This is a genomic window from Pseudomonas sivasensis (assembly GCF_052938085.1).
Genome location: NZ_CP176442.1, coordinates 4,489,998 through 4,502,613, shown reverse-complemented (window position 1 = coordinate 4,502,613; position 12,616 = coordinate 4,489,998). Strand labels below are relative to the sequence as shown.

Below are 12,616 nucleotides of genomic sequence, written 5' to 3'. Positions count from 1 at the left end.
TATGGCCCAGCCATTAAGCGCCCGTGGCGCCAAACAATATGCCGAACTGCAGGAAGCAATGGCCGAAGCGTACGGCGTCGAGCGATCGAGCCGCATGTTCAGTGTGGACCCGACGATTGCTCAGGAACTGAACGACGCTATCACTGCGAAAGCTGACTTCCTGGAGCGTATCAACGTCGTTCCGGTGAGTGAGATCAAGGGTGAAAAGGTCTTCATTGGCGTGAACGGCCCGGTTACCGGCCGTACCAACACCAAGACCACCGATCGCGAAGCCAAGGACGCGTCGGCGCTCGACAACACCACTTACGAGCTGGCTGATACTCAGTCGGACGTAGGCTTGCCGTACGCCAAAATTGACGCCTGGGCGAAGTTTCCAGACTTCAAAGAGCGCTATTCCGCTGCCGTGCAAAAGCGCATTGCGCAGGATCGGATCGTTATCGGCTTCCACGGCACCCAAGCGGCCGTGCAGACCGACCTGGACAAGTACCCCAAGCTGCAGGACGTGAACAAGGGCTGGCTGCAGCAACTGCGCGAGCAGGCCCCGCAGCAGGTTCTGAAAGAGGGCGCTACTGCCGGCAAGATCACGCTGGGTGCCGGTGGTGACTACGCCAACCTTGACGCCCTGGTGCACGACACCAAGCAAATGGTGGACGAGATCCTGCGCGAAGACGGCGACCTGGTGGCAATCATAGGCACCGACTTGCTCGCCGCTGACAAAGCCAAGCTCTACACCAAGCAAGGCGACACGCCGACTGAAAAAGAGCGCATCGAAAACGCTCAGGTCATTGCGACCTATGGCGGCCTGCCCGCGTTCAGCGTGCCGAACTTCCCGGTCAACGCAGTGCTTGTCACCAGCTGGGACAACCTGTCGATTTACTACCAGGACACCAGCTGGCGCAAGCAGACGATCGAGAACCCGAAACGCTCTCGCGTCGAGGACTACAACAGCCGCAACGAAGGTTACGTGATCGAGCAATTGGAAAAGATCGCGTTCACTGAAAACGTTGAGTTGGTGGTCGCGTGAGCCTGGCCCTGGCGCATAAACGTCGCATCCAGGCCTTGGGCACTACTGCAGTAGCGGCACTCGCCGCCACTGCAGGCATGGCCTACACACCAGGTGATGCGCTTAGCAGCCCTGCCAATGCACGCAAGCATCTGCTGCTGCAGGAAGCCGCACTGGACCAGGACCTGGAGCGCATCAGCGCGATCAATGGCTTGGCCGGGCGCCAGGCACTCAAGCGCGATGAGCTGCTGCCCAAGTACCAGGAATACGTCCAGCGCTACTGCGAGTCGGGGCTGGTTTTCCCGAATCGCGTTGCGGTGCAGGTGTTGGTTTGGCTGTTCGACACCGCCCAATTCGAAGACGCCCTGGAGCTGGCAGACGTGCTGATCGAGCAGGGCCAGCAGATGCCGGAGCGCTTCAAGCGCCGTGACATCCAGACCTTTGTCGCCGATGCGGTGTGCGAGTGGGCCTACGCCGAATACAAAGCCAATCGCAGCCCGGAGCCTTACCTCTCCGACTTGCTGCCGCTGGTTGACGGTAAGTGGCAGCTGACGGAGCAGATCCCGAGCAAATACCACAAGTTGATCGGTATGCGCGCCATGGAAGCGGGCCAGTTGGAAACCGCGCTCAAGCACCTGGAGCGTTCGACCGAACTGTACGCCCAGGCGGGCAATGACACCCGTATCGAAAAGGTCCGTAAGGCCCTGGCAAAACAAGCGGCCGCTACCCCGGCCACCGAGTAACCGACTACCCCCCCCCAGCGGGGACTTGTGGAAGTGAGCCGCCCATTTATGGACCGTCCCACTGAAAACAGGCTCCCCGCCCTATTTGAGCGCCCAGCAATGAGCTTTTCCGGTAGACCCACCACCCTGGTGGAACAGCAGATCGAGAACGACGGCTTTTGGCCGAACCTCTCCGTGTCTGAATTCCAGAAGGGGTATCGCCTGCCGGCGGAGTATGTGCTGGACATGCTGGGCGCTGACCTGACCACAGCGATGACCGAGGTAAATGCCGACCTGGCCGAGTTAAAAGCGCGCTGGCAGGGCCGTGGAGTGTCAAACGTTGAGTCTGCAGACACCACGGTCCTGCCGGAGCGCACCTTTCAAGCGGCGACGTACAAGCGTGCCGTGTACTGCCGAGCCAAGGCCAGTTTGTTGACCCAGTTCGCAACCATCATCCGCCGTGACAGCGCGGAGAACCTGGGCAAGGAGTTGCCCGATCGCCCGGAAACCTTTCTGGCGTTCAGCCAACAGGCCGTGCGCTCGCTGCAGGGCCGTGGCCGCATCACGGCGGCGTTGCTATGAACAAGCTGCGCGCCCTGACCGCCTACCTAATCGGCCTCAACCTGGTGCTGCCAGAGCAAATCGACAGCTGGGCCGAGCAGGTCAACCTGGATCTGATCTGGAAGGACACCACCCAGGGCCTGCACATGGGCGATATGCGCTATCGCGCCGTGTTCGTGATCGAGCGTTTCGCCGGCAACCCGGCGCTGTTGATGGCGCTCCTGGGCGGCTGGCTGGAATCCAACGATCCCGACCGGGACGACGATCTGCCGGCGCCGACTTTCGCTGTCGACCAGGTGACCCCTGATGAAGCGGACTTGGAACTGACTTTGGAGTTTGTCGAGCCGCAGCACCTGGCCGAAGACCCCAACGGCCTGGTCGACGCGTTCGGGAAAAAGTGGGGCCTGGTCGCATTCGATCTGTGGACCGCTGAACACGGCGAGGTGCAAAACCGTGTCGCGTAGCACTTTCGAGCTGGACGTCCGTGGCCACCTTGGCGTTCGCGAGCAACTGGCCCTGTTGAGCCTGCCCCCGCAGCTGCGCCGGCGTTTGCTGAATAACGTCACCAAGCGCGTACGAACCATGAGCCGTAAGCGCATTCGTGAGCAGCGCAACTTGAACGGCACCCCCTTTGAGGCACGCAAGGGCGACGGCAAGGGCAAAAAGAAGATGGAAGCCGGCCTGGGCAAGTTGCTCCAGGTCACCAGCGTGAGCGCGGATGCCGCGACTTTGGGCTGGCGTAACGGCCTGACCGGCTGGGTGGCTGCACAGCAACACCACGGCGCAACCGAGCGCCGTACTGCAGCGCAGATGCGCCGGTGGAACAAGGTGCCCGAGGGCCTCGCGGCGACGGACAAACAGGCAAAACGCTTGCGCCGACTGGGTTTCAAGGTGCGCCAAAAGGGCAAGAAAAGCCTGGCCCGGCCATCCGTAGCTTGGATTCAAGAACACGTGAACTACGCCAAGGCAGGCCTGCTGATACGCATCCTGTCCGACGAAAAAGCCGAGGGCAACGGCGCGCAAAGCTGGGAAATCACCCTGCCAAAGCGCCAGTTCTTGGGCGTCAGCTCCGATCGGGATACCAGCTTGCTGGTTAACCAGGTGCTGGAACAAATCCTCAACTCCCCCAAATAACGAGGCCCTGCATGGCACTTGGCAAAGTCAGCGTCAACAATCTCAACCTCGGCCAAGGCGCCGTGACCGAGATCGAGCGCTATTTCCTGTTCATCGGCCCCGGCGCAAAGAGCGTCGGCAGCCTGATCGCCCTGAATACCGACAGCGACCTGGACGAAATGCTGGGTCAGCCGGTCAGTGACCTGAAAACCCAGGTCGCAACCGCCAAAGCCAATGGCGGCGATCGCTGGGCATGTCTGGCGGCGCCTATCGCTGCAGATGGCACCTGGGCCGAAGCGCTGGAAGCCGCGCAACAGCAGGGTTACTCCGTTGAAGCGGTGGTGATCACCAAACCCGTGGCCACTGGTGCTGAACTCTCCGCGATGCACGACGCGGCAATTGCGGTCAGCAACACGTACGGCCGTCGGATGTTCGTGATGGCCAGCACTGCCGGCATCGTCGCGGAGCAGTCCTGGTCCGACTACGTGAAAGAGCAGAAAGCGATCACCAAAGACTTGGCCGCGCCGCGTGTCCTGGTTGTGCCCCAGTTGCACGGCAATGACTTGGGCGTCTTGGCGGGACGCCTGGCCAATGCCGGCGTCAGCATCGCTGACAGCCCCATGCGTGTGGCCACCGGTGCCGTTATGGCCCTGGGTAGCGTACCCAAGGACAAAGACGGCGTACCGTTGCCATCGGCAGTCCGCTCGGAACTCGACAAGGCCCGCTTTTCGGTTTCGCAAACCTACCCGGACTACCCAGGCGTGTTCTGGGGTGACGGCAACATGCTCGACGCCCCAGCGAGCGACTTTCAGGCTGTCGAGTACCTGCGACTGGCCGACAAGGCCGCCCGCCAGGTGCGCCCGCTGTTGATCCTGCGTGTTGCCGATCGGCGTTTGAACAACACGGCCAACAGCATGGCGGCCGCTGTCAGCGCCTTTATGAAGCCGCTGCGCGTGATGGCCAAGTCCACGACGTTTGCGGGCCAGTTGTTCCCGGGCGAGATCGAGTCCCCCAAAGACGGCGACATCCAGCTGGTCTGGAACACCAAAACCAAGGTCGAGGTGTACATCAAGATCAAGCCCCTCAATTGCCCGAAAGACCTCACGGCGAACATCGCCCTGGACCTTTCCAACGACGATTCGGAGTAATCCCGTATGTCCCGTATTGGCGGTAAAAACTTCGACATCAACCTGGGCGACCTGCAGGTCCACGTCGAAAGCTGCACCCTGGATATCACCGACAACACTGCCGTGGCACAAAGCCGGGGCGTGCCCAACGGCCATGTCGATGGTGACGTGGCGGCCAGCGGTGAATTTGAGTTCGACACCAGCAACTTCAACCTGCTGATCGAGGCCGCACGCACTGCCGGCAGCTTCCGCCAGCTGGAGCCCTTCGACTCGGTGTTCTTTGCCAAGGCCGGCGAGGAAGAGCTGCGCATTGAAGCCTTCGGCTGCAAGTTGAAGGTGTCCAGCCTGTTGAGTGTCGACCCTAAAGGCGGCGAGAAGTCCAAGCACAAGGTGCCGTTTGACGTCACCAGCCCGGACTTTATTCGCGTCAACGGCGTGCCGTACCTGGCGTCCGCTGAGATCGAGGGCCTGCGCTGATGGTTTGCCCGTTCGATCGCGCCCAGGCACTGGAACAACGTCAGCGTGATGCTGCGATCGCAGCCGCACGTGCTACCGCACGGCCGAGCGGGCAAAGCCTGACCCATTGCAAAGATTGCGATAAGCCGATCCCGGAGAAGCGCCAGGTACTGGGCGGCATCACCCGCTGCGTGCCGTGCCAATCCCTTATTGAGCAAGGACAGCGCCGATGACCGCACGCGCCAAGCCCAAAGCAACCCTCGAAAGCCGTTACGCCGTGCTTGAACACCGTGTCAGCGACTTGGAAGAACGTCATGAAACCGTGCCGACTCGCGTCACCCGGTTGGAAGGCGAATTCGAACACATGGCCGTGCAGCTCTCGGATCTGAACAACGGCCAGCGCGAACTGACTGCCACCGTGTCCGACATCGGCACCAAGGTCACCCGCATGTTGGCGGTGCTGACAGTGCTGGGCGTGATTGCGCAAATGGTCGGGCCGGCGCTGTTGAGGATCCTGTTCCCATGAGCCTGCGCAACAAGATCGCCGCCGGCGCCCTGGTGCTGGTCAGCGCGCCCTTGGTCGCCTTCCTGGGCAAGTGGGAAGGGGAGGGACAGAACATCGTTTACGCCGATCAACTCGCCCGTGGCTTGCCCACCGTGTGTAAGGGCATCACCCGGTTTACCAGCCCGTACCCGCTGGTCGTCGGTGACTACTGGTCGCCGGCGCGCTGCGCCGAGGTGGAGCAACTGGTGGTCGAGAAAGGCCAACTGGCACTGGCTGACTGCCTAACCAACCCGGCGATCGGGCAGAAGACCTTCGACGCGCTGAGCAGTCATGGCCACAACTTCGGCGTGCCCAGCACGTGCGCCAGTCGCGCCGTTGGCCTGATCAACGCCGGCAGGATCGCCGAGGGCTGCAAGGCGCTGGCATGGGGCCCCGATGGCAAGAGCCCGGTGTGGTCGTCGGTTACCGACGCCCAGGGTCGCAAGCGGTTTGTACCTGGGTTGCACGCTCGCCGGCGAGCCGAAGCGGCGATGTGCGCGGATGGGTTGCGATGATCGAGCTTTCCTGGCGGCTCCTTTTAAGCCTGGCAGTCCTGCTGGGGTTTTACGGATTGCACGAGCAACTCGACACCGTCCGTGGCCAGCGTGACGCCGCTTTGTATGAGGTCAGCGGTCTACGCGAAGCGGCCCGAGTCAGCGGCGAGATGCTGGCCGACCGTGACGCAATAGACCTTAAACGAACCCTGGAGCTGGACCATGAACGTGCTTCAAACCTTGAGCTGCAGCGCGCTGTTGACGCTCGCCGTCAGCGGCTGCGCATCAACGCCACCTGCAGCGCCGCCGGCACCGAAAAAGCCAGCGCCGGCGGCATGGCTGATGCAGCCACCGCCGAACTCGCAGCAAACGCTCGACCAGATTATTTCACCCTCAGAGATCAGCTCGCCCGCAGCAAGCAAATGATCCTGGGCCTGCAGGACTACGTGCAACAGGTCTGCCTGCGCTGACCTGAACCCCCTTCAAACCAACCACTACAACGGATACGAACATGAGCCAGACCCAAGCCCGCGAAATCACCCTGGAAATCGGCGCCCAGGAATTTACCTTCACCCTGACCCCCCAGGACGTGACCAAGTATTTCAACGCCATGACCGCCAACAACAAGGTGGCGCCGTCCTTCAACCTGCTGAGCAGCACCGTGCTGCCCGCTGAAAAAGCCGCTCTGCGCGAGCTGATGGCCAACCCGGTGAACACCATGCAAATCGCCGGCGCGCTCCTTGAGGAATACGCGCCTGACGTCGGGATCATCGTAAAAAAGCCCTTGAGTACGCTGAGCGCCTGACCGAGGACGGCCTGGGCCAGTTGCTGGCCCTGACCAACCGTTGGCTACCTGGTGCCGAGCCCAGCATCGAGAACATGGGCACGGCCAAGTGGCTGGAAGACGAACACTGGAAACGCATGGAATTTGCCGTCGCAAACGGCATTGCCCATGCGTTTAGCGGATAGGAACCACATGGCCGATCGTAGCGCCCGCCTGGACTTCATCCTCGCCCTGACCGACAAGGTGACCGCACCTTTGGGCAAGGTGAAGATGGGCTTTTCCGAGCTGACCGAGCAAAGCGAAAAGAACATCAAGACCATGGGTATGGGCCTGGCCGGTGTGACGGGCGCTTTTGTCGGCATCAACCAATCGTTGCAGCCTGCGCTGGAAATGAACCGCGCCCTGGGCGAGGTCAAATCCTTGGGAGTAGCCGAAGACGCGCTGACCGCGCTGAATCAGAAAGCCCTGGAGTTCTCGGTGAACTATGGCGAGAACGCCAGGGATTTTGTGGCGTCGGCCTACAGCATCGAGGGCGCTATCAAGGGCCTGACCGGCAGCCAGCTGGCCACGTTCACCAACACCAGCAACCTGCTGGCCAAGGCTACTAAGTCCGACGCCGACACCATGGGCGCCTACGTGGGCACCATGTACAACCTGTTCAAAGGCCAGGCAGACGCCATGGGCAAGGGCGAATGGGTTGAAAAACTCGGCGGGCAGACCGCCCTGGCCGTGCAACTGTTCCGCACTGACGGCGCCCAGCTCAAGGACGCCTTTAAGGAAGTCGGCTCGATCGCAACCGCTGCCGGCGTCGATATCGCCGAGCAGTTCGCGGTGATCGGCTCGCTGAGCAGCACCATGGAAGGCGGCGACGCCGGCGGGCGCTACAAGGCGTTTTTTGAAAACCTGGGCGCCGCGTCCGAAAAAATGGGGATGAAGTTCACCGACTCCAACGGTAAAGCGCTGCCCATGCTGCAGATCATGGACAAGCTGCAGGGCAAGCTGGGTGACCTGACCAGCGCGTCGGCCAATGCCAAGCTGATGGATGCGTTCGGCGGGGAGGGCGCCCAGGTGATCAGCTCCCTGGCCAAGGACACCGATCGCCTTCGCAACGGCATGGACAAGCTGGGCAAGGTGCGTGGTCTTGAGGACGCGAAGAACATGGCCATGTCGATGGTCGACCCGTGGCAACAGTTCGCGGCGGCGATCGAAGCGTTACGTATTGCCTTTGGCCAGGCGCTCATTCCGATCCTGACGCCGCTGATGGCCAAGCTGTCCGGCATCGCCGGCACCATGACCCTTTGGACGCAGATGTTCCCGAACATCACCCGAGTGATCGGCATTGTCACGCTGACGATCCTGGCCCTGATTGCCACCATGTCCCTGCTGACATTTGCCGTCGGCGCCGGACGTATGGCCTGGCTGGCCATGGTGACTGTCTGGAAAGTGGTGCAGATGCTCAACCTGCGCAGCATCGCCGGCTTCTTGCTACAAGTGGCTGTCATTGCGGTGTATGTGGCTGGCCTCACGCTGCTGTACACCACGATGGGGATCATTCGAGGCGGGATGCTGCTTTGGCAGGCAGCTATCTGGTTGGTCAATGCCGCTATGTGGGCCAACCCTGTGTTGCTCATCGTCGCGGGCGTGTTGGCGCTTATTGCTGTCATTACGTTGGCGATTGTCTATTGGGACGAGTGGACGGCTGCGTTGATGAACAGCGAGGCGTTCAAGTGGGTCAGCGATCAACTCAGCGCGCTTTCGGAGTGGTTCGCCTCAATGGGCGGTTGGTCCGGGATGGCCAAGGCCGCATGGGACGGGATCGTCGCCATCTTTCACACGGCCATCAACGGCCTGATCGAAATGCTGAACAAGATCCCGGGCGTGGACATTGAAACCCGCTTTGGCGCTATGCCCGAGGTTCCCGGTACCGACATCGGTGTCAACAACGTGGACGCCACTGCAGCTGCGCAAAAGGCCCAGCAGACCATCAACGCGGCCATTCCGAGCCTGTCGCCGGCGCGCCCTAACGCCGTGCCCCAGGGCGGGCTGCTAACCAGCATCCAAAACAACAACAGCAGCCAGAACAGAGGCATGCACGTGGAGAAAGTCGAGATCCACAACAGCAAGCCTATGACGTCCCTGGAGATGGAAAACATGGTCGCCATGTCGGTGGGCGGATGAGCGAATACATCGATCTGCTGATTGCCGGCAACGACATGGTGCTGGACCCATCGCGTCAGCCGCTGCTGATTGATGGCCGGGCCAGCATCGCCCAGGACATCGCTCACATGATCCGCGACAGCGGCCTGCTGGTCACCCTCGTGGCCGAGCGCGACCGGCTCAAGCAGCGCGACTGTATCCAGCAACTTGAGCTGCTGGTGGAGGCGGACGAACGCCTGGTACCGGGCACGGCGCAGATCACCCAGCTGCTGCCTGGCCAGTACCTGGTCACGGCGACAACCCTGAAATTCGGCAACATCGAGGTGGATTTGTGAGCGACGTAGATTTTAAGCAGGCGTTGGCCGACGCCGGCATTCCCACTACCGAGGCTGGGCTGCTGCAGGCGTGGGAAAAGGAAGTGGCCGCCCAGGGCAGCAAGTTGAGCAACACCAGCGCCTATTCGCCGTTCTGGCGGGTCGTGCGTGCCCTGGTGACCAAGCCGGTGATGTGGATTTTGGATTTTTTCGTGGCCACGGTCCTGCCCAACTTTTTCGTCAAAACCGCTGCAGGTGCCTGGCTCGATATGCTGGCCTGGGCGGTAAACGTCGAGCGTAAAGGTGCGACCAAGGCCAAGGGCTTTTTGCTGTTCACTCGCGAAGCCGCCGGCGGCGCGCTGGAAGTCCCGGCCGGGACAGTGGTGCAGTCCGGGTCAATCAACGGCCATGTGTACCAGGTGGTGACGACGGCCGCAGGCGTTTTTGCCGATGGACTGATGCAACTACAGATCCCGGTCGAGGCGATCGACACCGGCGCCGGCTTCAACTTGGCCCCGGGTTATTACGCGATCCTGCCGGTACCGGTGCCGGGCATTGTCCAGGTGGTGAACAGCGACGGTTGGTTGACCACACCAGGTGCAGATCCTGAACCCAATGACGAGCTGCGCTTGCGCACCCGCAATCAGTTTTCAGCGGTCAACCAGTGGCACACCGACGCGGTGTATCGCGCCATGATTTCGTCCTTCCCGGGCGTGCGCCCTGATGGCGTGTATTTCGAACATGACGCCCCGCGTGGCCCAGGCAGTGCCAATGCCTTTGTGTTGTTTGAGGCAGATGTTCCGGCCGCGCCGTACCTGGAGCAAATCAACGCGCATATCCGCGACCAGGGCAACCACGGCCACGGCGATGACCTGTTGGTGATGGTCATGCCCGAAACCTTGCACACGGTGCAGTTGGAGATCTGGCCGCGCTCCACGCTGACGATCGAGCAGCGGGAAAACCTCAAAGACAACGCCGCGCTGTTCGTGCGCGCCGCTTTTCGCGACAGCACGGCCACCGACTTCCAGCCGACGCTGACCTACCCCCAGTCGAGGTTTTCATTCAGCCGCCTGGGTGAAGAGCTTCACCAGCAGTTCACCGGCATCGAGTCGTTGCGCTTTGCCACGGCCGACATCATCAGCGAGCTGAACATTCCGCGGATCCAGACCTTGGAGGTGCTGCTGCATGATTAAGCTCGAACTGCCGTTTTGGCTGGACGGGACCGAACTGGCCAAGCTCAAGGCAGCGGCTCAGTCCTGGTGGACGAGGGTGGAAGGCTGGCTGCGCTGGCCACTGCTGCAGATGGATGCGGATACCTGCCACCTCACCGTGTTGGACCTGTTGGCCTGGCAGCGCGATATCACCCGCTTCAAGGGCGAACCCGAGGGCTTGTATCGCCTGCGGGTTAAGTACGCCTTTATCAACGCGGTGGACGCCGGCAGCACGGCAGGACTGCAGCGCATCTTTATGCGCCTCGGCGTGGGATTCGTGCAGATCGAAGAGCGTCAGCCCGGCCGTGACTGGGACGTGATCCTGCTGCGCGTCACCAACAGCCAGTTGGCCGAGAACCCCGAGCTGGTACGCGTGCTGATCCAGCAATACGGGCGCACCTGTCGCCGGTATGACTTTCTGATCATCACCGCCGTGCCAATGGCTCTCGCCACCATCCATTTCAACGATGACCAGCAAACGCTGATCGCCAGCCTGTAGGAGTCCCAATGGGCGCCAGTATTACCCTTGCAGGTGAAGACCTGATCGCACGCAAACAAGCCGCCCAGCAAAGCCTGGTGGTGTCGCGCTTTGTCTTCGCCAATGTTCCAGGGCTTGACCCTACCAAGCCGGTCGACCGTGCAGCGGCCAAACCGGCTGCGGGCCAGATCGTCTACGTTCACCCGATCGGCGCCGACGAGGGCGGGTATGTAAACCCCAGCCAGGTGGTTTACAGCGCGCAGATTGGTTCCGATATTGGTGATTGGGACTTCAACTGGATCGGCCTGGAAACCGATGAAGGCGTGCTATTTGCTGTGGCCACGGTCGCCCTGCAGCAAAAGCGCCGCAACATTCCGCCCGTCCAGGTCGGCAACAACCTGACCCGCAATTTCCTGGTGGTGTTTGATGGTGCCCAGGCGCTGACCGGTATCACCGTCGACGCCAGTACCTGGCAGCACGACTTCACCCTGCGTCTGGCCGGGATCGATGAGCGCGAGCGCCTGAGCAACCGGGATGTGTTCGGCCGGGCGTGTTTCTTCGGCAGCAGCCTGCAGCTGGAGAAAGTCGACGGGGCCTATCAGCTCAAGCCGGGCACCGCTTACATCGAGGGCATCCGCTTGGCGAGGGCCGAACCGTTCCCTGTCGCGCCGCCGGAGTTCCCCGCCACGGCCTGGCTGGACGTGTGCCTGCAGCGTGAGCTGAATGACGTGGTCGCGTCCTGGTCCGTCGTGTGGGGGGCTGATGAAGCTGACTACGTGGATAGCCTGGGCGTGCGCCACTACCGCGAAAAAATTGCGACGCTGCCCAGTAGCTCAAGCATTACGGATGCCCGCTCGGTGGAGCCCGTCACCGGGCCACTGGTTGGCATGTTCGCCTTTCGCGCCGGCGACTATGGCCACTTGCGGGCCCGGGCAACGACCAAGGAAGACGTGGGCCTGGGCGTGTTGCCCAACGCCAAGAGCGACGACCCAACCGTCAACGACAGCGAGATCCTGGCGACCACAGCGGCCGTGAACGCGGCCATGGTTCAAGTCGTGAACCCGCTCGCTGGGATGATTGCGGCGTTTGCCCGCAGCACTGCCCCTTATGGCTGGCTCAAAGCCAACGGCGCCGCTGTAAGCCGTACCACATTTGCCGAGCTGTTTACGGCCATCGGCACGACGTTCGGCGCTGGGGATGGGGTCAAGACGTTCAATTTGCCCGACATGCGCGGCGAGTTCATCCGTGGTCTGGACGACAGTCGAGGTGTTGATTCCGGCCGTGGGTTGGGCAGCGGACAGGGCAGCCAGAACCTACAGCACACCCACACTGCCACCACCGGCGATGCCGGTAACCACGGCCACGTGGTGACGGGTACAGCCGAAGCGGCCGGTGCGCATAGCCACACGTTCAACATCAACCGTCAGGGTTCCAGTGCCGACCACCGGGTGCTCGATATGCCACCTGGTCGGACAGGCTCCGAGGGCACGGCAAAGGTCGCCGTGGACAGTGCCGGCGAACACACCCACACCATCACGGCAACTGCAGCGGCGTCAGGCACCCACAGCCACACCGTCACGCTGAGCCAGGACGGCGGCAACGAAGCCCGACCGCGCAATGTCGCGGCCCTGTATTGCATCAAGTATTGAGGT

18 protein-coding genes are annotated in these 12,616 nt (G+C 61.9%); all 18 read left to right on the top strand.

Features of this window, described 5'->3' with window-relative positions:
• Position 1: 1 nt before the first annotated feature.
• The 18 genes from ACKZ62_RS20720 (at position 2) to ACKZ62_RS20635 (ending at position 12,613) form a co-directional block, all read left to right on the top strand.
• Complete coding sequence (locus ACKZ62_RS20720; RefSeq protein WP_122512764.1) at positions 2 to 1,024, top strand: phage major capsid protein, P2 family; 1,023 nt, start codon at positions 2 to 4, stop codon at positions 1,022 to 1,024.
• Entirely contained in the window at positions 1,021 to 1,746 is a 726-nt protein-coding gene (gene gpM, locus ACKZ62_RS20715) for a phage terminase small subunit (protein ID WP_447095760.1), read from the top strand. The genes ACKZ62_RS20720 and gpM overlap by 4 nt, the downstream gene beginning before the upstream one ends.
• 99 nt (positions 1,747 to 1,845) lie before the next feature.
• Positions 1,846 to 2,307, top strand: a complete 462-nt coding sequence (locus tag ACKZ62_RS20710; RefSeq protein ID WP_122512766.1) for a head completion/stabilization protein — start codon at positions 1,846 to 1,848, stop codon at positions 2,305 to 2,307.
• Entirely contained in the window at positions 2,304 to 2,750 is a 447-nt protein-coding gene (locus ACKZ62_RS20705; RefSeq protein ID WP_447095759.1) for a phage tail protein, read from the top strand. The genes ACKZ62_RS20710 and ACKZ62_RS20705 overlap by 4 nt, the downstream gene beginning before the upstream one ends.
• Positions 2,740 to 3,420: a phage virion morphogenesis protein gene (locus ACKZ62_RS20700; RefSeq protein WP_447095758.1), complete on the top strand. Its 681-nt coding sequence runs from the start codon at positions 2,740 to 2,742 to the stop codon at positions 3,418 to 3,420. Before ACKZ62_RS20705 ends, ACKZ62_RS20700 begins: the two co-directional genes overlap by 11 nt.
• Before the next feature lie 11 nt (positions 3,421 to 3,431).
• A complete protein-coding gene (locus ACKZ62_RS20695) occupies positions 3,432 to 4,547 on the top strand; it encodes a DUF2586 domain-containing protein (protein WP_447095757.1) in 1,116 nt (371 codons plus the stop codon).
• Between the two features lie 6 nt (positions 4,548 to 4,553).
• Complete coding sequence (locus ACKZ62_RS20690; RefSeq protein ID WP_116626004.1) at positions 4,554 to 5,003, top strand: phage protein; 450 nt, start codon at positions 4,554 to 4,556, stop codon at positions 5,001 to 5,003.
• Positions 5,003 to 5,215 (top strand): TraR/DksA C4-type zinc finger protein, encoded by a 213-nt coding sequence (locus ACKZ62_RS20685; protein ID WP_447095756.1) that lies wholly within the window; start codon positions 5,003 to 5,005, stop codon positions 5,213 to 5,215. The genes ACKZ62_RS20690 and ACKZ62_RS20685 overlap by 1 nt, the downstream gene beginning before the upstream one ends.
• A complete protein-coding gene (locus ACKZ62_RS20680; protein ID WP_122487786.1) occupies positions 5,212 to 5,508 on the top strand; it encodes a hypothetical protein in 297 nt (98 codons plus the stop codon). The genes ACKZ62_RS20685 and ACKZ62_RS20680 overlap by 4 nt, the downstream gene beginning before the upstream one ends.
• Positions 5,505 to 6,041: a lysozyme gene (locus tag ACKZ62_RS20675; protein WP_122487787.1), complete on the top strand. Its 537-nt coding sequence runs from the start codon at positions 5,505 to 5,507 to the stop codon at positions 6,039 to 6,041. The genes ACKZ62_RS20680 and ACKZ62_RS20675 overlap by 4 nt, the downstream gene beginning before the upstream one ends.
• Positions 6,038 to 6,490, top strand: a complete 453-nt coding sequence (locus ACKZ62_RS20670) for a lysis system i-spanin subunit Rz (RefSeq protein WP_447095755.1) — start codon at positions 6,038 to 6,040, stop codon at positions 6,488 to 6,490. Before ACKZ62_RS20675 ends, ACKZ62_RS20670 begins: the two co-directional genes overlap by 4 nt.
• Before the next feature lie 41 nt (positions 6,491 to 6,531).
• The gene (locus ACKZ62_RS20665) at positions 6,532 to 6,825 is read left to right on the top strand and encodes a putative phage tail assembly chaperone (protein WP_122512771.1); all 294 of its coding nucleotides are present in this window, start codon (positions 6,532 to 6,534) and stop codon (positions 6,823 to 6,825) included.
• A gap of 20 nt (positions 6,826 to 6,845) precedes the next feature.
• The gene (locus tag ACKZ62_RS20660) at positions 6,846 to 6,989 is read left to right on the top strand and encodes a DUF6890 family protein (protein WP_447095754.1); all 144 of its coding nucleotides are present in this window, start codon (positions 6,846 to 6,848) and stop codon (positions 6,987 to 6,989) included.
• Positions 6,990 to 6,996: 7 nt separating this feature from the next.
• The gene (locus tag ACKZ62_RS20655) at positions 6,997 to 8,982 is read left to right on the top strand and encodes a phage tail tape measure protein (RefSeq protein ID WP_447095753.1); all 1,986 of its coding nucleotides are present in this window, start codon (positions 6,997 to 6,999) and stop codon (positions 8,980 to 8,982) included.
• Positions 8,979 to 9,296 (top strand): DUF2590 family protein, encoded by a 318-nt coding sequence (locus ACKZ62_RS20650; RefSeq protein WP_447095752.1) that lies wholly within the window; start codon positions 8,979 to 8,981, stop codon positions 9,294 to 9,296. Before ACKZ62_RS20655 ends, ACKZ62_RS20650 begins: the two co-directional genes overlap by 4 nt.
• Positions 9,293 to 10,468: a baseplate J/gp47 family protein gene (locus tag ACKZ62_RS20645; RefSeq protein ID WP_447095751.1), complete on the top strand. Its 1,176-nt coding sequence runs from the start codon at positions 9,293 to 9,295 to the stop codon at positions 10,466 to 10,468. Before ACKZ62_RS20650 ends, ACKZ62_RS20645 begins: the two co-directional genes overlap by 4 nt.
• Complete coding sequence (locus ACKZ62_RS20640; protein WP_447095750.1) at positions 10,461 to 10,985, top strand: phage tail protein; 525 nt, start codon at positions 10,461 to 10,463, stop codon at positions 10,983 to 10,985. The genes ACKZ62_RS20645 and ACKZ62_RS20640 overlap by 8 nt, the downstream gene beginning before the upstream one ends.
• Positions 10,986 to 10,993: 8 nt before the next feature.
• Positions 10,994 to 12,613: a phage tail-collar fiber domain-containing protein gene (locus ACKZ62_RS20635; RefSeq protein WP_447095749.1), complete on the top strand. Its 1,620-nt coding sequence runs from the start codon at positions 10,994 to 10,996 to the stop codon at positions 12,611 to 12,613.
• Positions 12,614 to 12,616: the final 3 nt, after the last annotated feature.